Origin of the sequence: Pseudomonas sp. ACM7, assembly GCF_004136015.1 — a bacterium.
Taxonomy (GTDB): Bacteria; Pseudomonadota; Gammaproteobacteria; order Pseudomonadales; family Pseudomonadaceae; genus Aquipseudomonas; species Aquipseudomonas frigoris.
Genome location: NZ_CP024866.1, coordinates 6021631 through 6040848 on the forward strand (window position 1 = coordinate 6021631; position 19218 = coordinate 6040848).

Sequence of the window (19218 nt, forward strand, 5' to 3'; positions counted from 1 at the left end):
CATTCACAAGGAGCTGATTTCATGCAAACACGTCAACTGGGCAAAAACGGTCCACAAGTGAGCGCGATAGGTCTGGGCTGCATGGGCATGAGCGATTTCTACACGACTGGCGTGGACATCCGCGAAGCCACGGCCACTCTGCACCGCGCGCTGGAGTTGGGGATCAACCTGCTCGACACCGCCGACATGTACGGCCCGCACACCAATGAAGAACTGATCGGCAAAGCCATCGTCGGCAAACGTGACCAGGTGTTTCTGGCCAGCAAATTCGGGATCGTCCGCGACCCGGGCAATCCGGTTGCGCGGGGCGTCAACGGCCGACCGGATTACATTCACGCCTCTATCGACGGCACCCTCAAGCGCCTCGGTGTTGAAACCCTGGACTTGTACTACCAGCACCGTATCGATCCGCAGGTGGCCATCGAGGAGACCATCGGCGCCATGGCCGAATTGGTGAAAGCTGGCAAGGTTCGGTACCTGGGTTTGAGCGAGGCCTCGGTCGCGACGCTTGAGCGGGCACACAAGGTCCATCCGATCAGTGCGCTGCAGAGCGAGTATTCGTTATGGAGCCGTGACCAGGAGGAAAACGGTTGTCTGGCTGCGTGTCAGCGCCTGGGGATCGCCTTCGTCCCCTACAGCCCTTTGGGTCGTGGCTTTCTCACCGGAGCGCTGAAAAGTCCTGATGATTTTGCGGCAGACGACTACCGGCGTTTCAGCCCGCGGTTTCAAGGAGAGAACTTCGCGAAGAATCTGTTGTTGGTGCGGCAAGTGCAGGATCTGGCCGCAGAAAAAGGCGTGACCGCCGGCCAGCTGGCGCTCGCGTGGGTACTGGCTCAGGGCAATAACGTGATCCCGATTCCGGGAACCAAACAGCGTAAATATCTGGAAGAAAATGTGGCCGCGCTGGATGTGAAGCTCAGCGGCGAAGACTTGCAAGCGCTGGAAGCGATATTCCCGACCAATGCCACGGCTGGCTTACGTTACCCGGAGGAAGTCATGAAGTTGCTTGACCGGTAACCGCCACCTGGCCCATTCGACGATTTGAGTGGGCCAGGACAACCCGTCACGCCTTCGAGGTGACGCCCTTGTCGGTCGGCACTGATGTGCCATTACCCTTGCCGTAAGCTTGTAAATTCTGCAGTACGTAGATCGCTTTCTTGTATTCCGGGATCAGGCCCGTGGCGTACTTGTCACCCTTGATACTGTTGTTCTGGATGGTGTCCAGCTGGGTGGCGAAATACTCCAGCGCGTTGAATTTCGCATCCGGGTCTTTCTGTATCCCAAACCGGTCAAACTTGTCACCGGCATTCATTAGCGTCATCGACGTAATATCAGAAATCAGTCCTTTGGCTTTCAAGAAGGCACTGAGATTGCCCAGTTGTTTGGAGGTGACGTTTTCCGGGTCGAAGCCTTTGATGTTTCTGTGCAGTTTCTGCTCATCCATCAACTTCGTGTTGAGCACGCTGGGATCGCTTCCCACCAATGCCAGCATTTGCTTGACCTTGGCGCTTTGCGTCACAGGCTTGCCGGCGCCCGTGTCGTTGATCAGCAAACCTGCCTTGGAAGTCCAGGCCCCGGTATAGCCGATAGTCATGACCGAACTTCCGACTGCGCTACCTGATGCAGACGTCCGTGTGAGGCGACCATAAAAAGCTCCTTGTTTAATCTGGTTTAGAGCGGGCGAGTATCAGCCTGGCCACTAGCCACACCTACAATTATTTCCGACTTTTTACAATTCTCATACATTTACGATACAACCAGGCAAGTGCCCTTTTTCATTGATCCAGGCATTAACTTGGAAAGTGAAATAGCAACTAACCAAGTGGTACGTACGCTTTGGTTAGTTAGTTTGTATCCATCACTATACCGCGCACCGCCCGTCACCCCGCACCGTTCCTGCACGATGGTACCTAAAGCTCGGCTTTCGCGAGCCGATAGCCCTTGGAAGCGTCGACTTCATACCGACGACCACAACAAGAACGCTGCACTAAGGACCGGTCCCATGCCCGCATTCCGTACCATTCAGGCTCGTTACACGCTGTTTCTGGTCCTGTTCATCCTGCTGTTGTCCGTGCTGACAGTGGTCGGCATCAGCCAATTGGTCGCACCGAAGCTGCGTCACACCGAAGAACAAGTGGCCCTCAACCGAATTGCCGAAGTCGCCGAGCAAATCCAGGGCGAACTGAACAAGGTTCAGGCGCAACAGCGAAGCATCACCCAGACCATTCCCCTGCTCGACAGCGCCGCCATCGACACCGTCCTGCCGGGCCTGGTCGACCAGTACGGCGAGCTGAAAGTGTTCGGCGGCGGGATCTGGCCGCTGCCCGGTCAGCGCGAAGCCGGGCGCAACAAGTTCAGCACGTTCTGGCACCGGGATGCCTCGGGAAAACTAGCCGTTAACACCTTTTGGAACAGCGATGCCGCGCCCAACTACTACGACCAGACCTGGTACAAAGGCGGCATGCAAACCCCGCGCGGCCAATGCGCGTGGGCGGCCGCCTATAAAGATGACGCCAGCGCCGAGCCGCGCACCAACTGCGCCATGGCCATCCAGAAGAATGGCGCGGCCTACGGCGTGTCGACCATCGACGTGACCCTGGGTTTTTTCAATGACCTGGTGGCACGCAAGGAGAAAGACCTCGGCGCCGAAATGCTGATCGTCGAAGCCGACGGCAAGATCATCAGCAACAGTTCGCGCATCAGCGGGCCGATCGTACTGAAGAACATCAGTGAGCTGGCCGGCAACTCGCCGTTCGCTACCCAGGTGAAGGCCGGCTTGCAAAACCGTGACCAGTCGCAGCGGGGCGAGTTCGACAACAACGGCGAAGCCAGCACCTTCTTCATGCGCCCGATCGAAGGCACACCCTGGTTCCTCGCCACCGCCCTGCCGACCAAGCTGATCACCGCCCAGCGCGACGACGTGCTCAGCACCCTGAGCCTGCTGCAAATCCCGATGGTGATCCTGCTGGTGTTGCTACAGATCTATGCGATTCGCCAACTGGTCCAGCGTATGAAAGCCCTGAAGGCCAACATCGACGCACTGTCAGCAGGTGACGCCGACTTGACCAAACGCATCACCATTCGCGCCGAAGACGAACTGGGCGCCATCGGCCACTCGGTCAACGCCTTCATCACCTACTTGCAGAACATGATCGGCGAAGTCACCCTGGCCACCGGCGCCATGGCCTCCAGCCTGGATAACCTGCAACGCACCTCCGCCCACACCAGCCAGATACTGGTGCGTCACGCCTCGGAAACCGATCAGACCGTCACCGCCATCACCGAGATGAGTTCGACCGCCGAAAGCGTTGCGCAAAACGCCGCCGAAACCGCTGCCTTCACCCAGCGCGCCAACGAAAACGCCGACCGTTCGCGGGTCGTGGTGGGCGAAGCGTCCAGCAGCGTGATTGCGCTGATCGACGAAGTGGCCAGCGCAACCCATAAAGTCGAAAGCATGCAACAGGACGCTCAACGCATCACCGAGATTCTCGGGGTCATCGGCGCCATAGCCGGGCAAACCAACCTGTTGGCCCTCAACGCTGCCATCGAAGCCGCGCGCGCCGGCGAGCAGGGCCGCGGTTTTGCCGTAGTCGCCGATGAAGTCCGCGCCCTCGCCGCCCGCACTCAGGCCAGTACGTCGCAAATCAATGAAATGCTCACCCGCCTGACGCAGGGTGTGAGTTCGTCGGTAACCGCCATGGAAAACACCCAGACCCGCTGCCAGTCGGCCGCTGATGCCACGGCACGGGTCAACACCGGTCTGGATGAAATGGCCGGCAACGTCAGCCACATCAACAGCCTTAGCACCCAGATCGCCACGGCCGCCGAGCAGCAAAGCGCGGTGACCGAAGAGATCAACCGCAGCATGGTGCAAATCCGTCACATGGTCGACGAACTGGTGAAAAGCGGCCAGGCCAGCGAGCTCAATACCCAACAACTGCTGGAAGCCAACAGTCGCGTGAGCGCGATCATGGGGCGGTTCAGAGTTCGTTAATTCTGCCCTACCCTGAGTGCCGTCCCCGGCACTCAGCGGCCAACCTGACAATCTTGTAATGTGCGCCTCATCTGACTGACAGCTTTGATCTACGATGATCAAGGCTGGCCAGTTTTGTATTACTTCGAAACACTCCTTGAATGCCTGGCCAAAAAAAATGGTCAGAATGCATTTTTTTGGCCGCAATTCGAAACGAGATTCCCATGCGAACCCACCTGCGTCTGGTCGCCCTGAGCGCCCTGTTCATTTCCTCCCTGGCCCAGGCCGCCGACCTGATCCCGATCGAGGTTCACCGCGATGCCAATTGCGGTTGCTGCAAAAAATGGATCAGCCATCTGGAAGCCAACGGCTTCAAAGTCGAGGATCACGTCGAAGCCAATATGAGCGAATTCAAGCAACAGCACGGCGTGCCTCCGCGTCTGGCGTCGTGCCATACCGGTTTGATCAACGGCAAATTCGTTGAAGGTCATGTCCCTGCCGATCAGGTGCTGGCCTTGAGCAAGCGCGACGATCTGTTGGGCGTGGCCGCACCCGGTATGCCCATGGGGTCGCCGGGCATGGAAATGGACGGCACGAGCGATGCGTATCAAGTGATCGGCCTGAAAAAGGACGGCTCTGACGTGGTAGTGGCGGACTACCCCGCCCATTGATGTTCGGTGCGTACATCGGGCTGTTCTTCGCCGCATTCGGTGCGGCAACCTTGCTGCCCTTGCAGTCCGAAGCGGTGTTGGTGGGGCTGTTGCTCAGCGGCAAGTATTGGCTCTGGTCGCTGCTAGCCGTGGCGACATTGGGCAATGTTCTGGGGTCGCTGGTGAACTGGTGGCTGGGGCGCGGTATCGAGCGGTTTCGTGATCGGCGCTGGTTTCCGGTCAGCCCGCGCCATCTGGAAAAAGCCCGAGTCCATTATCAGCGCTACGGTCATTGGTCGTTGCTGCTGAGCTGGGTGCCTGTGATCGGTGATCCGCTGACCTTGGTGGCCGGCGTGATGCGCGAGCCGCTGGGGCGATTCCTGCTGATCGTGACCCTTGCCAAAGGCACCCGTTATGGTGTGTTGGCCATGGCCACATTGGGCTGGATGGGTTGAACGATCATCCACGGCGATTGCCTGTGTTTAATGTCGCCCTAATCATGCCGATCCAGCATCGGCCGATTTCCAATGGAGTTCACCCATGTCCCTCACCCGCTCCCGCTGGCTGCCCGGCCTGCTGCTGACCGCTGCATTGCCTATCATTGCTCACGCCGAAGGCCCGGAATACGGGCCGGAGCTGCAAGGCTTCGAGTACCCCTACACGGTCAAGCATTTTGCCTTTGAGTCCCAGGGCAAATCCCTGCAAATGGGTTACATGGATGTCGCAGCCCACGGCAAGGCCAATGGACGCAGCGTGGTGCTGATGCACGGCAAGAACTTCTGCGGTGCCACCTGGGACACTTCGATCAAGGCCCTGAGCGAGGCCGGTTACCGGGTCATCGCCCCGGATCAGATCGGTTTCTGCACCTCCAGTAAACCGGACAACTATCAGTACAGTTTCCAGCAACTGGCAACCAACACCCAGCAACTGCTCAAGGCCCTGGGCATTCAGAAGGCCAGTGTTCTCGGGCATTCCACCGGCGGCATGCTCGCCACTCGTTATGCCTTGCAATATCCCGATCAGGTCGAGCAACTGGCGCTGGTCAATTCCATCGGACTGGAAGACTGGAAAGCCCTCGGCGTGCCCTATCGCACCGTTGATCAATGGTATGAGCGCGAGTTGAAGGTCACCGCACAAGGCATCCATGACTATCAACGCAGTACCTATTACGACGGCCGCTGGAAACCCGAGTTTGACCGCTGGGTGGACATGTATGCGGGCCTGAGCAAAGGCCCGGGTAAAACCCAGGTAGCGTGGAATTCGGCGCTGATCTACGACATGATCTTCACCCAACCGGTGTACTACGAGTTCAAGGACCTGAAGATGCCGACCCTGCTGCTGATCGGTACGTCCGACACCACGGCCATCGGCAGCGACATCGCACCGCCCGAGGTCAAGGCGAAACTCGGTCACTACAACGTCCTCGGCAAACAGGTGGCGAAACTGATTCCCCGGTCGACGCTGGTCGAATTCCCCGGCATGGGACACGCGCCGCAAATGGAGGAACCGGCGCAATTCCACCAGGCCCTGCTCGCCTGGCTGAACAAAACCAACCCCCTTCATTGATGAGGTAAGGCTGATGGCAGTGCAGATTGCGGTGATTGATGACTGGCAGGACGTGGCCCGTGACGTGGTGGACTGGTCGGTGCTGGACGACATCGGCCAAGTGAATTTCATCCATGACTACCCTGCCGACAACGAAATCCTGGCGGCACGGCTGGGCGAGTTCGAGGTGATCTGCGTGATGCGCGAGCGCACCCGGTTCGATGAGGACCTGCTGCGACGCTTACCGAAACTCAAGCTGCTGGTCACCGGCAGCATGCGTAACGCCGCCCTGGACCTGAAAGCGGCCGCCGCGCTGGGCATTCAGGTCTGTGGCACCGACAGTTACAAGCACGCCGCGCCGGAACTGACCTGGGCGCTGATCATGGCGACGACCCGCAACCTGGTGGTCGAAGCCAACGCCCTGCGCGCCGGTTTATGGCAGCAAAGCCTGGGTGGCGACCTGCACGGCAAGACCCTGGCGATCCTGGGTCTGGGCAGCATCGGCACTCGCGTTGCCCAGTTCGGTCAAGTATTCGGCATGCGGGTGATTGCCTGGAGCGAGAACCTGACCGCCGAACGTGCAGCCGAGGTCGGCGTGTCCTACGTCAGCAAACAGGAACTGTTCGAACAGGCCGATGTGCTGTCGGTCCATCTGGTACTCAGCGATCGTAGCCGAGGCTTGGTGGACGCCCAGGCGCTGGACTGGATGAAACCCACGGCGCTGCTGGTCAACACGGCGCGTGGGCCGATCGTCGATGAAGCGGCGTTGATCAAGGCGTTGCAGAAACGGCGACTGGCAGGCGCTGCGCTGGACGTCTTCGAGCAGGAACCCTTGCCGCCTCATCATCCGTTCAGAACCCTGGACAATGTGCTGGCCACGCCCCACGTCGGGTATGTCAGCCAGCAGAACTATCACCAGTTCTTTTCGCAGATGATTGAGGACATTCAGGCCTGGTCTGCGGGAGAACCGATCCGTCTACTGAGCTAATACCGAGTCATCGTTCTTCGCGAGCAAGCCCGCTCCCACATTTGATCTGTGTCGTCCACAAAATCAATGTGGGAGCGAGCTTGCTCGCGAATGGCCTCACCACCGATCTAACTGCCCTTCTCTGCCACAAACGCCGCCGTCTCATAGGGCACAGCGACTACGTCTCTGCCACGCAGATCAGGCTCCGCCGCAATCAGAGCCCTGATCTGCTCATCCACCTTCGCCCGCTCCTCCGCTGGTAATGCCTCCACAAAACTGGTGGAGCGCACGCGGTTGAAAATCACATCTTCCGGCGAACCTGTATGCCCATGGCTGAAACGCTGTTCTGCCAGCGGTCCGAACGCCGCATGCGGAAACGCCCGGCGCCAGGCCCCGGTGTAATAGCGCGGCGTATCGCCCTCCAGCGCATTGACGATCGCATCCAGTTTCGGCACCCAGCTCACCCGGGAATCACGCAGGTTCCACACCAGTCCCAGCTTGCCGCCGGGTTTGAGTACACGGGCAATTTCGGTCAGTGCTTCAGTACTGGCAAACCAGTGAAAGGCCTGGGCGCAGATCACCACGTCCACCGAAGCATCGGGCAGCGGCAGGTCCATGGCGGTGCCGCTGACGGCCAGCACTTCGGGGAAGGCTTCGGACAATTTCTCGAGCATCTGCGCCACCGGCTCCACCGCAATCACTTGCGCACCCGTCGCCACCAGCCGACCGGTGAACTTGCCAGTGCCGGCGCCCAGATCAACCACGGCTTTGTCCGCGTTCAAACCAAGGGTGCCCGTCAGCCAATTGGCCACTTGCGGCGGATAGTCCGGACGACCGCGAACGTAGGTATCAGCGCCGGCTTTATAGCCGGCGGCCGCCGAGTGATGGACCTGATCTTTCATGGCAGTGCTCCAGATCTACAACGAATGCTATCGAGCATAGCGCCTCGATTTGAGCTTTCCTTGCATAGACCGCCAGAAAGAAATGAATAATTGTTCACCCTGTGGTGTTCACCTTTCATCCCCCATGAGAGTTCACCATTTCAGCCTGCGTGATAATACTTTGCGCCGCACATTGCCGGGACGTGGTACGAACTGAAACGAATTAACCTGTGGAGCATCGCCCATGAACACCCGTTTCGCTGTGTTAACCGCCCCGTTGCTGCTGGCAGTCGCCTTGTCCAGTTCGCTTGCATTCGCCAATGGTGGTGGCGATGACGCCCCCGCAAGACCCAATTGCCCCAAAGGGCAGGTCTTCGACTCCCGGTCGCAAAAATGCCTCAAGCAAACCAGCAGTCTGGTGCCGGACGCCGACCGCGCCGATTACGCTTATCGCCTGGCCAAGGACGGTCGCTACGAAGAAGCCTTGGCCCTGCTCGACACCCTCAAAGAGCCAAACACCGCCAAGGCCTTGAACTATCGCGGCTACGCTACACGTAAACTGGGGCGCACCGACGAAGGCATCGGTTATTACCTGCAATCGGTCCAACTTGACCCGCACTACGCACAAGTTCGCGAATACCTTGGCGAAGCGTATGTGATCAAAGGTCGGCTGGACCTCGCCCAGGAACAGTTGCAGCAGATCAAAACCATCTGCGGCAGCACCACCTGCGAGGAATACCAGGACCTGGCCGAAGCCATCAACGATTCATCGAAAACCTGACACACCGAGCAGACGGAGGTCGCCATCGCCAGCGATCAGGCAATACGGACAGAACTGGGGCAGCACCTGGCGCGTTTATGGCGCTACGGCTTGCTGTTGTCCCGGCAACGGCATGTCGCCGAAGACCTGGTGCAGGCCACCTGCGTGCGGGCGCTCGAGCGTGCCGGGCAGTTTGTCCCGGGCAGCCGCATGGACCGCTGGTTGCTGAGTATTCTGCACTCGATCTGGCTCAACGAAGTCCGCTCCCGAAGGGTGCGTCATGGACAGGGGCTGGTGGATGCCGACAACGCCTTGTCGTTCGATGGTGAATACGCGGCGCAAACCCATGTCCTCGCGGCTCAGGTGATCAGGCGTGTGGATGGCCTGCCCGAAGCCCAGCGCGAAACGGTGTTTCTCGCCTACGTCGAGGGTTTGTCCTACCGCGAAGTGGCCGAGGTCCTGGACGTGCCCATCGGCACGGTCATGAGTCGCCTGGCCGCCGCACGCGCGAAACTGGCCGAGTATCCGCCATTGCACACTGTGCCGAACCCTTCCACTGGAGAACGTCGATGAACGACAGCGCACGACCGACGATACCCTCGGATGAGCAACTGGTGGCCTACCTCGACAACCAGCTCGACAGCGAACAGCGCACCCGTATCGACGCGGCCATCCTTGATGACCCAACGCTCAACCTGCGCCTGCAATGGCTGGCCCGCAGCAGCCTGCCGTTCAAGGAGGCCTACGACGAGTTGGGTCGACAGGCGCCCGTGGATCGCTTGCAATCGATGCTCGACACCTTGCCTTCACCTGAACGCCCGGCCATGAATCGGCGCTGGTTTCTCGCAGCGGCCGCCGGATTGGTGGTGAGCGGTGTGGTAGCGGATCGGCTGTTCCTCGGTTGGCAGTTGAGTCAGCAAAAGGAAAACTGGCGCGGGCTGGTGGCCGAGTACATGTCGCTTTACGTGCCGCAAACCCTGGACCACTTGCCCACTGACGAAGCCGCTCAGCAGGCGCAACTGCGGACCATCGATGCGCGTCTTGGCCTGAATCTTGTGCCGGCGAAACTGACCCTGCCACGGTCCGAGTTCAAGCGCGCGCAAATCCTCGAGTACGACGGTGTCGCCATTGCCCAGATTACCTACCTGGACCCGGCCCACGGCCCCATGGCGCTGTGCGTCACCCGCTCCAACAGCGGCAGCCGGCATTTCGCCCAGGAGCGCCGGTACGGGATGAACATTGTCTATTGGGCTGACATGCAACATGCCTGGATGTTGATCGGGCATAACCCGGTGGCGGATCTGGAGGACATGGCGAAATTGTTGAGAGGCCGGCTTAGTGCGTGATCTCATTTGTCACTATGCTGGGTGTCCCAATTCCAAGGAGGAACCTACCCATGCCGATTTCTTCACGCACTGCTTTGCTGGTCATCGACGTACAGAACGACTTCATCCCCGGCGGCCATCTACCGGTGCCGGAGGGCGACCGGATCGTCCCGCTGATCAACCGCCTCGGCGCCCGGTTCACTCAAGTCATCATCGCCCAGGACTGGCACCCGGCCGGACATGCGTCCTTCGCCTCCAGCCACCCGGGCCGCGCGCCTTATGACGTCATTCAACTGCCTTATGGCGAACAGACGCTCTGGCCGGACCATTGCGTGCGAGCCACGCCCGGTGCCGAGTTGCACAAGGATCTGGACCTGCCCCAAGCCCAATTGATCATCCGCAAGGGCTGCAACCCGGACATCGACAGTTACTCGGCGTTTCTGGAGGCGGACCGAACGACCACCACAGGCTTGGCCGGGTACTTGAAGGAACGCGGTATCGACACGGTTTATCTGGTTGGGCTGGCACTCGATTTCTGCGTGATGTTTTCCGCACTGGATGCGCGGGCGGCAGGGTTTAACGCGTTTGTGGTGTTGGATGCGTGTCGGGCGATTGATCTGGACGGCTCACTGGCCGCGGCGATCGAGCGGATGCAGGTGGCTGGGGTTGGGTTGATTGAATCCACCGAAGTGCCAGGTTAACCCCCTGTAGCAGCTGTCGAGCAGCGCGAGGCTGCGTTCGGCTGCGTTCGGCTGCGAAGCAGTCGTAAAGTCAGGCACCCCGTTCTTCCAGGAAAACCGCATCCGTCGGGTTGGCGAGGACTTCGGTCGAGCGCGACCCCGGCTCGAACGCAGCCTCGCGGGCTCGGCAGCTGCTACAAAAAATGCGTCAGGCTGAGGTGGGCAGCCACAAACGGAACCGTGCGCCGCCCAATGGCGACGGTTCCACAGTCAGTGTGCCGCCCTGGGCTTCCAGCGCCCGCCGACTGATTGCCAACCCCAGACCGAAGCCTCCCGTGGCCCGATCCCGACTGCGATCCAGCCGATAGAACGGTTCGAAAATCCGCTCACGCTCCTCATCCGGAATACCGATCCCGTCATCGTCCACCCAGATTTCAGCCCCCTTGGCACACACCCGCACACCAATCTGAATGCGTTTTTCGCAGTAGCGCATCGCATTGCGTAGCAGGTTCTGAATAGCACGGGCGGTCAGCCTTGGGTCGAGGGCGAAGCGTTCAAGTTGTCCGTGCAAGAGCACATCGATAACGATGTCCGGGGATTCCAGTTCTTCGTCGACACTGCCAAGGATGCTGTCGATAAATTCATCCAGCGACACTTCGACCTGCTCCGGCAACCGCGCCGGGTTTTGCAGGCGGCTGTAGGACAGCAGTTCCAGCACCAACTCATCGAGTTCGCGAATGTGCGCGACCAGACCTTGCAGACGCTCGCGACTGGCGGCGGGTAAATCGTCGGACAGTGCCAGCGCCAGGCCGAAATCCAGTCGTGTCAGGGGCGTGCGCAATTCGTGAGAGACGGCATTGAGCAGGTCGCGCTGCTGGTTAAGCAGGTTCTCGATATCGCCAGCCATGGTGTCGAAGACATTGGCCAGGCTGCCGATGTTGGAGCTTGGGGAAATCTGCGTGCGCTCGCCGAGGTGACCCTTACCGAAACGTTCAGCCGTACCTTTGAGGCGTTCCAGGTCGCGCCAGTGCGGGCGCAACCACAGCAACAGGCAGGCGAGCATGGTAGCGCCGATCAGCACGTTGATGCTCCAGTACAACAGGCTGACGTCCATCGGGTCCGGCGGCACGACCATCTCCACCACCGTCCGCTCGTTCAGCGGCGACACCGCCAGGGTGCGCCAGCCCCAGTCGCCAATGCGCACGACGTTCTCGCCACGCTGCAGACGCTTGCGCTCATCAGGGGTGAAATCGGCATCGTCGTTACCGGTCAGGACGATGTGCAGCGGCTTGAATTCCTTGTCCATCTCTGCGGCCAATGCCGGCCACTGTTCCGGGGGCACGGCGTGAAACTGTTTGACGATGAGGGTTTGCAGCCCGCGCGAATAATCGAGGTTGTAGGTGACAAAGCGCTCCTGGAAGACCTTGATCACCACGTCAGGCACCAGATAGATCGCCGCGCTGTACGAAACGATGGTCACCAGGTACAGGCGAAACAGGATTCTGAACATCGACTCAGCATTCCCACTCGGAACGGCTGAACAGATAACCCTTGCCCCACACGGTCTTGATCTTGCGCGCCTCGCCGGCGTGGTCGTCGAACTTGCGGCGCAGCTTGGAAATCGCCACGTCCACCGAGCGGTCGGTGCCATTGAACTCGATGCCGCGCAGGCGTTGCAGAATCTGGTCGCGACTGAGCACTTCGCCGGCATGCCGGGCGAGCACCACCAGCAGGTTGTATTCGCCGCTGGACAGTTCGACCAACTGCTCGCGCCAGGTCACGGTGCGCTCGGACAGGTCGATGCACAGATTGCCCATCAGAATGCGGTCGTTGGCCGTCTGCGGTTCAGTCAGGCTGCTACGCCGCAACAAAGTCCGCACCCGGGCCAGCAACACCCGCGGTTCACAGGGTTTGGTGACGTAGTCGTCGGCGCCCATTTCCAGGCCCAGCACCTGATCGTGGCTGTCATCGCGGGCGGTGAGCATCAGGATCGGCAACGTGGCCGAATCGGCGCGCAGCAAGCGGCAGACTTGCAGGCCATCGAGCCCCGGCAGCATCAGGTCGAGGATCACCAGGTCCGGCGGATTGACCCGCGCACGTTCGCGCACATGGTCACCACGGCTGATCACGCTGACGCTATAGCCGTTGCGTTCCAGGTAACTGGCAATCAATTCGGAGAGCGCGGTGTCGTCTTCGACCAGGAGGATGTTGGGCATGGGTGTTTCCAGAAGGTGCTGTAGCGCCTGATACACCGCTATCGCGAGCAAGCTCGCTCCCACAGGGGAATGCATTTCAAAATGTGGGAGCGGGCTTGCTCGCGAAGGCGGCCTGACAGTCGCAAAAGGAATCAAGCTGCCAAGGATATACGCCCTCGCCCGTGCCTGAGTAAAACCCTTACACAATTTCACACAGCGCCTACAAAGCTTCACCGCTACCCTCGTCGCCTCCCCGTAGGATGCTGGGGGGTCATTATTGGGGTATTACATGTCAAAGAATCTGCTTGCCAGGCTCAGCCTGATTGCACTGGCGGTGACGCTGAGCGCTTGTGACAAGGCCTCGACGGACGAAGAACAGGCGCCTCTGGCCACGGTTCGTATCGAGACCATCCAAGCCAGCCCCCTGTCGATCACCAGCGAATTGAGCGGGCGGATTGCCGCGCCACGCATTGCCGAAGTCCGCGCCCGGGTTGCCGGGGTGGTGTTGCAACGGGCGTTCCGTGAAGGCAGCGATGTGAAAAAAGGCGAAGTGTTGTTCCGTATCGACCCGGCGCCGTTCAAGGCTGACCTGGACAGTGCCGAAGCGGCGCTGCGCAAGGCTGAAGCCAATGCGTTCCAGGCGCGCCTGCAAGAGCAGCGTTACGCGCAGTTGATCGAAGGCAATGCCATCAGCGGCCAGGATTATGACAACGCCCGGGCCAGTGCCCGGCAAACCGCTGCCGACGTCGCCGCGAACAAAGCCGCCGTGGAGCGGGCGAAACTCAACCTGGGTTACGCCACGGTCACGGCGCCGATCTCCGGGCGCATCGGCCGCGCGTTGGTGACCGAAGGCGCACTGGTCGGGCAGAACGAAACCACACCGCTGGCATTGATTCAGCAACTGAACCCGATTCATGCCGACCTCACCCAATCGACCCGCGAACTCAACGACCTGCGCCGGGCGTTCCGTTCCGGCCAGTTGCAGCAGGTCGGTCAGGACCAGGCCAAAGCCACGCTGATCCAGGACGACGGCAGTCTCTATCCGTTGCCCGGCAAGTTGCTGTTCGCCGACATCACCGTCGACCCCGGCACCGGTCAGATCATTCTGCGCAGCGAATTTCCCAACCCGGACCTCGACTTGCTGCCGGGCAGCTTCGTTCGCGTGCGTCTGGAGCAAGCGGTCAATCAGCAAGGCATCAGCGTGCCGCAACGGGCCATCCAGCGTGACAGTGCCGGCATCGCCCAAGTGCTGTTGCTCGACGCCGAACAGCGGGTCGGCCAGCAACCGGTCGAACTGGGCGCCGTGCAGAACGATCGCTGGATCGTCACCGCCGGGCTCAAGCCCGGTGATCGCATCGTCACCGAAGGCCTGCAACACGCCCGTCCCGGTGAAAAAGTGCAGATCGACGACACCCCTCTTCCACTTGCCCAGGCTTCTGGTCAGTAAGCAGGACGCTTCTTTATGCCGCAGTTCTTTATCGATCGCCCGGTGTTCGCCTGGGTGGTTGCCCTGTTCATCCTGTTGGCCGGCGCCTTGGCCATTCCACAGTTGCCGGTGGCGCAATACCCCAACGTAGCGCCGCCGAAAGTCGAAATCTACGCCGTGTACCCCGGTGCTTCGGCGCAAACCGTGGACGAAAGCGTGGTCAGCCTGATCGAGGAAGAACTCAACGGCGCGGACCATCTGCTGTATTTCGAATCCCAGAGCAGCCTCGGCAGTGCCACCATCACTGCGACGTTCCAGCCGGGCACTGACCCGGAAATGGCTCAGGTCGATGTGCAAAACCGTCTGAAAGTGGTCGAGTCGCGCCTGCCTCAAGCGGTGACGCAGCAGGGTTTGCAGGTGGAGAAAGTTTCCGCCGGTTTCCTGCTGCTGATCACCCTCACCTCCAGCGACGGCAAGCTCGACGACGTGGCGCTCAGCGATTACCTGGCGCGCAACGTGATGAACGAGATAAAGCGTCTGGACGGCGTCGGCAAGGCGCAGTTGTACGGTGCCGAACGGGCGATGCGAATCTGGATCGACCCGCAGAAGCTGATCGGTTTTAACCTGACCCCGGCTGACGTCAATGCCGCCATCGTCGCGCAGAACGCGCAAGTGTCGGCCGGCAGCATCGGCGATTTGCCGACCCGCACCACCCAGGAAATCACCGCGACTATTCTGGTCAAAGGCCAGTTGTCGACGCCGGAAGAATTCGCCGACATTGTCCTGAAAGCCAATCCTGACGGCTCAACTGTGCGCATCAAAGACGTGGCGCGCGTCGAGATCGGCAGTCAGGAATATCAGTTCTCCACCCGCCTCAACGGCAAACCGTCGACTGCCGTCAGCGTGCAGTTGGCACCGGGCGCCAATGCCTTGAGCACTGCCACGTTGGTGCGGGCGAAGATGGACGAGCTGGCGAGCTACTTCCCGGCTGGCGTGGAATACAAGATCCCGTATGACACCTCGCCCTTCGTCAAAGTCTCGATCACCAAGGTGGTTTACACCCTCGGCGAGGCGATGTTGCTGGTGTTTGCGGTGATGTTCCTGTTCCTGCAAAACATCCGCTACACGCTGATTCCGACCCTGGTGGTGCCGGTGGCGCTGATGGGCACCTTTGCGACCATGTTGGCCCTCGGCTTCTCGATCAACGTGCTGACCATGTTCGGCATGGTACTGGCTATCGGCATCCTGGTGGATGACGCGATTGTGGTGGTGGAAAACGTCGAGCGGATCATGGCCACCGAGGGCCTGTCGCCCAAAGAGGCAACGCGCAAGGCGATGAAGCAGATCACCGGCGCAATCATCGGCATCACGCTGGTGCTGGTGGCGGTGTTCATTCCGATGGCGTTCATGCAGGGTTCGGTCGGGGTGATTTACCGGCAATTCTCCTTGTCGATGGCCACCTCGATTCTGTTCTCGGCGTTCCTCGCCCTGACCTTGACCCCGGCACTGTGCGCAACGTTGCTCAAGCCGATTGCCAAGGGCGAACATCACGAGAAGCGCGGGTTCTTCGGCTGGTTCAACCGGCGTTTCGAGCAACTGACCGAGCGTTATCAGGGCTGGGTCGCCTATGCGTTGAAACGCTCTGGCCGTTACCTGCTGATCTACGGCGTACTGCTGATCGGATTGGGCGTGTGCTTCAGTCGACTGCCCTCCTCGTTCCTGCCGGTGGAGGATCAGGGATACACCATCACCGACATTCAGTTGCCGCCGGGTGCAAGCAAGAACCGAACAGTGCAGGTGGTCGAGCAGATCGAAGCCCACAACGCCACTGAACCCGGCGTTGGCGACAGCACGGTGATTCTCGGTTTCAGCTTCTCCGGCAGCGGTCAGAACGCGGCGTTGGCGTTTACCACGCTCAAGGATTGGTCTGAACGGGGCAGCGACGACTCAGCCAGTTCGATTGCCGATCGCGCCAACATCGCGTTGAGCCAGATCAAGGACGCCGTAGCGTTCGCGGTACTGCCGCCGCCGGTTGACGGTCTTGGCACCTCCAGCGGTTTCGAGTTCCGCCTGCAGGACCGTGGCGGTCTTGGCCATGCCACGCTGATGCAGGCACGCAGTGAATTGCTCGCTGCCGCCGAGAAAAGTCCGATCCTGATGAACGTGCGCGAAAGCGCCCTGGCCGAAGCGCCGCAGGTGCAACTGGAAGTCGACCGCAAACAGGCCAACGCGCTGGGTGTTTCCTTTGCCGACATTGGCAATGTGCTGTCCACCGCCGTCGGTTCGGCCTACATCAACGACTTCCCCAACCAGGGGCGGATGCAGCGGGTGGTGGTTCAGGCCGAAGGCGATCAGCGCAGTCAGGTCGCCGATCTGCTGAAGATTCACGTACGCAACAGCGCCGGAAAAATGGTGCCGTTGTCGGCCTTCGTCCAGGCCAAATGGACTCAGGGCCCGGCGCAATTGACTCGCTACAACGGCTACCCGGCGATCAGCATTTCCGGCGAACCGTCGCCCGGTTACAGCACCGGCGAAGCCATGGCGGAAATCGAACGACTGGTTGCACTTGGCCCGGCGGGATTGGGGCAGGAATGGACCGGGTTGTCATTGCAGGAACGGTTATCCGGCAGTCAGGCGCCGATCCTGCTCGGGCTGTCGCTATTGATCGTGTTTCTGTGTCTGGCGGCGTTGTATGAGAGCTGGTCGATTCCGACCTCGGTGCTGCTGGTGGTGCCGCTCGGCGTGCTCGGCGCGGTATTGGCCGTGACCTTGCGCGGGATGCCCAACGACGTGTTCTTCAAGGTCGGGCTGATCACCATCATCGGGCTGTCGGCGAAGAACGCGATCCTGATCATCGAGTTCGCCAAGAGCCTGTACGACGAAGGCCACGACCTGATCGACGCAACGCTGCAAGCCGCGCGCCTGCGACTGCGGCCGATTGTCATGACGTCGCTGGCGTTCATCCTCGGCGTGGTGCCGTTGGCGATTGCCACCGGTGCCAGCTCGGCAAGCCAGCAAGCGATCGGCACCGGGGTGATTGGCGGGATGATCACGGCGACGCTGGCGGTGGTGTTTGTGCCGGTGTTTTTTGTGGTGGTGATGAAATTGGTCCGCAAGCGGAGCACGGATATCTGACCCGACACCCATCACTGTGGGAGCGAGCTTGCTCGCGATGAGGCCATAAAAGTCGATATCTATGTTGGCTGTTACGCCGTCATCGCGAGCAAGCTCGCTCCCACAGGAGGCCTCATCGCCTACAGCTTGGTGGTCACAACGAACTGCGCTGGGCTAAGGTGTTTGCAAAGCCCTGACGCATCGAGTTCACATGCCCTTCCTCGCCCGCACCCACCCTCGCCTGTCCGCCGCCTTCACTCTCGGCGTTGCGGCAGGCATTCTGACACCAGCCGACTCGATCATCAGCAAAATCCTCATCGGCTGGAACACCGGGGTCTGGACTTACCTGATCCTGATGCTCTGGCTCACCGCGCGCGCCAAAGCGCCGGACGTGAAGCGCATTGCCGAGGTCGAAGACGAAAACGCCGGGCTGGTGCTGTTTGTTGTATGCGTCGCCGCAATTGCCAGCCTGGCGACCATCACCTTCGAGCTGGCCGACAGCAAGGACCTGGAAACGGCCCGCAAGCTGCTGCATTACGGTTTTACCGCGTTGACGGTCATCGGTTCATGGCTGCTGATCGGGGTAATTTTCAGCGTGCACTACGCCCGTCTGTTCTACACCTGGGGCGGCAAAGACCCGGCACTGCGTTTTGCTGAAGGTCTGACAACGCCCAATTACTGGGACTTCCTGTATTTCTCTTTCACCATCAGCGCGGCGGTCCAGACGTCCGATGTTGGCGTGGCAACTCGGGATTTGCGCAAGATTGTCCTGGCGCAGTCGCTGATCGGCTTTCTGTTCAACACGGCCATTCTCGGGTTCTCGATCAACATCGCGGCGGGACTGTTTGGCTGACAGTTACACCAACCGACAGGAACCGTGACTGCCGCTTGTGACACCAAAGCTCGCAAGTACCCGTATGCCGATACCAACCTCGACCTCCGGCAAGCCTTGAAATGCTTCTAAAAATACCAGCAGCTATATTACTGGCTGCTGCAATGTCAGCAATCTGGTTATAAAAAATCGAATTAATGTTCGCCAGTTGTAAATAGAACCCCACAAAACAACAACCACCAAACACAAAACCAGCATTTTGTATAGCTGCTATATCTGACAGTTTACAAAATATTGATATTGGTCTTATATGAAACATCCAGGCATTTCACATCGAAAGATGTGGCCTGGACTTCCCTGCTAAAAATATGGAGAGTGTAATCATGAGCAACACCGCCTTGAAAGCTCGCTGTGCCCCTTCAGCTCTGGATGAAGTATTTACTGCAAATCTGGAAGATAGCTCTAACTTTGTCGCCACACTGACCGAACTAAGAAGCTCGTCAACCCCAGGTCGAGGTGAAATTTGGGTCGTGATTGCGACTGATCGGAGAGACAACAATGTAAAAACTTTCACCATCACATTTTCAAAAGACATTCAAAGTAACATCGGGAAAATCACTGACGGCGATGATGAGGTCTCGCTTTTCTATAACAACTATGAAGACTTGAACAACCCAACTCTTCAAAAAGCCAGAGCAGGGACGATCCAATATACATTGAATCTCGAAAATATGACCTTCATTGGCAATTTCAATGCTGACATAGATAAATCTGATGGGGCCGGACATTATTTGTGCACAGGGCACTTCAATACAGTTCTTAGTCGTTCCAGCCCGACGCTCATTCGCTAAACCGAAAAAATAAGGGCCT

17 protein-coding genes and 2 pseudogenes are annotated in these 19218 nt (G+C 59.6%); 15 read left to right on the top strand and 4 right to left on the bottom strand.

Translation table 11 applies throughout. The features are described 5' to 3' along the window. The first annotated feature begins 21 nt into the window (after positions 1-21). Positions 22-1017: an aldo/keto reductase gene (locus CUN63_RS28555; RefSeq protein WP_129444433.1), complete on the top strand. Its 996-nt coding sequence runs from the start codon at positions 22-24 to the stop codon at positions 1015-1017. Positions 1018-1063: 46 nt separating this feature from the next. Here the strand turns inward: CUN63_RS28555 and CUN63_RS28560 are convergent, their stop codons facing one another. Continuing rightward, entirely contained in the window at positions 1064-1594 is a 531-nt protein-coding gene (locus CUN63_RS28560) for a hypothetical protein (protein WP_129444435.1), read from the bottom strand. Positions 1595-2002: 408 nt separating this feature from the next. On the opposite strand from CUN63_RS28560, the pseudogene CUN63_RS32825 reads away from it, so the two are divergent. The 6 genes and pseudogenes from CUN63_RS32825 to CUN63_RS28585 form a co-directional block, all read left to right on the top strand. Further along, positions 2003-3133, top strand: a pseudogene (locus tag CUN63_RS32825) (cache and HAMP domain-containing protein); the annotation flags it as partial. 333 nt (positions 3134-3466) lie between these two features. Next, positions 3467-3994, top strand: a pseudogene (locus CUN63_RS32830) (methyl-accepting chemotaxis protein); the annotation flags it as partial. 203 nt (positions 3995-4197) lie between these two features. Then, positions 4198-4644, top strand: coding sequence for a DUF411 domain-containing protein (locus CUN63_RS28570; RefSeq protein WP_129444439.1), 447 nt, complete (start codon positions 4198-4200; stop codon positions 4642-4644). Further along, positions 4644-5078 carry a YqaA family protein gene (locus CUN63_RS28575; protein ID WP_129444441.1) on the top strand — a complete coding sequence of 145 codons (435 nt, stop codon included), beginning with the start codon at positions 4644-4646 and terminating at the stop codon, positions 5076-5078. Before CUN63_RS28570 ends, CUN63_RS28575 begins: the two co-directional genes overlap by 1 nt. 85 nt (positions 5079-5163) lie before the next feature. Continuing rightward, on the top strand, positions 5164-6189 hold the full coding sequence (locus tag CUN63_RS28580) for an alpha/beta fold hydrolase (RefSeq protein WP_129444443.1): 1026 nt from the start codon (positions 5164-5166) through the stop codon (positions 6187-6189). A 13-nt stretch (positions 6190-6202) separates the two neighbouring features. Then, entirely contained in the window at positions 6203-7156 is a 954-nt protein-coding gene (locus CUN63_RS28585) for a D-2-hydroxyacid dehydrogenase family protein (protein ID WP_129444445.1), read from the top strand. 107 nt (positions 7157-7263) lie between these two features. Here the strand turns inward: CUN63_RS28585 and CUN63_RS28590 are convergent, their stop codons facing one another. Further along, the gene (locus CUN63_RS28590; protein ID WP_129444447.1) at positions 7264-8037 is read right to left on the bottom strand and encodes a class I SAM-dependent methyltransferase; all 774 of its coding nucleotides are present in this window, start codon (positions 8035-8037) and stop codon (positions 7264-7266) included. A 223-nt stretch (positions 8038-8260) separates the two neighbouring features. Here CUN63_RS28590 and CUN63_RS28595 point away from each other — a divergent pair, with 223 nt between their 5' ends. Genes CUN63_RS28595 through pncA form a run of 4 tightly spaced genes read left to right on the top strand, consistent with a single transcriptional unit; the run spans position 8261 to position 10802 of the window. Further along, positions 8261-8797 (top strand): tetratricopeptide repeat protein, encoded by a 537-nt coding sequence (locus tag CUN63_RS28595; RefSeq protein WP_129444449.1) that lies wholly within the window; start codon positions 8261-8263, stop codon positions 8795-8797. 54 nt (positions 8798-8851) lie between these two features. Further along, the gene (locus tag CUN63_RS28600) at positions 8852-9349 is read left to right on the top strand and encodes a sigma-70 family RNA polymerase sigma factor (protein ID WP_129444451.1); all 498 of its coding nucleotides are present in this window, start codon (positions 8852-8854) and stop codon (positions 9347-9349) included. Further along, entirely contained in the window at positions 9346-10122 is a 777-nt protein-coding gene (locus CUN63_RS28605) for an anti-sigma factor (protein WP_129444453.1), read from the top strand. The genes CUN63_RS28600 and CUN63_RS28605 overlap by 4 nt, the downstream gene beginning before the upstream one ends. Positions 10123-10172: 50 nt before the next feature. Next, entirely contained in the window at positions 10173-10802 is a 630-nt protein-coding gene (gene pncA / locus CUN63_RS28610) for a bifunctional nicotinamidase/pyrazinamidase (protein WP_129444455.1), read from the top strand. A gap of 187 nt (positions 10803-10989) precedes the next feature. Here pncA and CUN63_RS28615 read toward each other — a convergent pair whose 3' ends face one another. Together CUN63_RS28615 and CUN63_RS28620 are read right to left on the bottom strand one after the other, a co-directional pair. Next, on the bottom strand, positions 10990-12291 hold the full coding sequence (locus tag CUN63_RS28615) for an ATP-binding protein (protein ID WP_129444457.1): 1302 nt from the start codon (positions 12289-12291) through the stop codon (positions 10990-10992). A gap of 4 nt (positions 12292-12295) precedes the next feature. Next, positions 12296-12997, bottom strand: coding sequence for a response regulator transcription factor (locus CUN63_RS28620; RefSeq protein WP_008155184.1), 702 nt, complete (start codon positions 12995-12997; stop codon positions 12296-12298). A gap of 268 nt (positions 12998-13265) precedes the next feature. On the opposite strand from CUN63_RS28620, the gene CUN63_RS28625 reads away from it, so the two are divergent. The 4 genes from CUN63_RS28625 (at position 13266) to CUN63_RS28645 (ending at position 19199) form a co-directional block, all read left to right on the top strand. Continuing rightward, positions 13266-14423 (top strand): efflux RND transporter periplasmic adaptor subunit, encoded by a 1158-nt coding sequence (locus CUN63_RS28625; RefSeq protein WP_129444459.1) that lies wholly within the window; start codon positions 13266-13268, stop codon positions 14421-14423. 15 nt (positions 14424-14438) lie between these two features. After that, a complete protein-coding gene (locus tag CUN63_RS28630; RefSeq protein ID WP_129444461.1) occupies positions 14439-17537 on the top strand; it encodes an efflux RND transporter permease subunit in 3099 nt (1032 codons plus the stop codon). Positions 17538-17727: 190 nt separating this feature from the next. After that, the gene (locus CUN63_RS28640) at positions 17728-18369 is read left to right on the top strand and encodes a DUF1345 domain-containing protein (RefSeq protein WP_129444463.1); all 642 of its coding nucleotides are present in this window, start codon (positions 17728-17730) and stop codon (positions 18367-18369) included. A 362-nt stretch (positions 18370-18731) separates the two neighbouring features. Further along, positions 18732-19199 (top strand): hypothetical protein, encoded by a 468-nt coding sequence (locus tag CUN63_RS28645; protein WP_129444465.1) that lies wholly within the window; start codon positions 18732-18734, stop codon positions 19197-19199. The last annotated feature ends 19 nt before the right edge of the window (positions 19200-19218 follow it).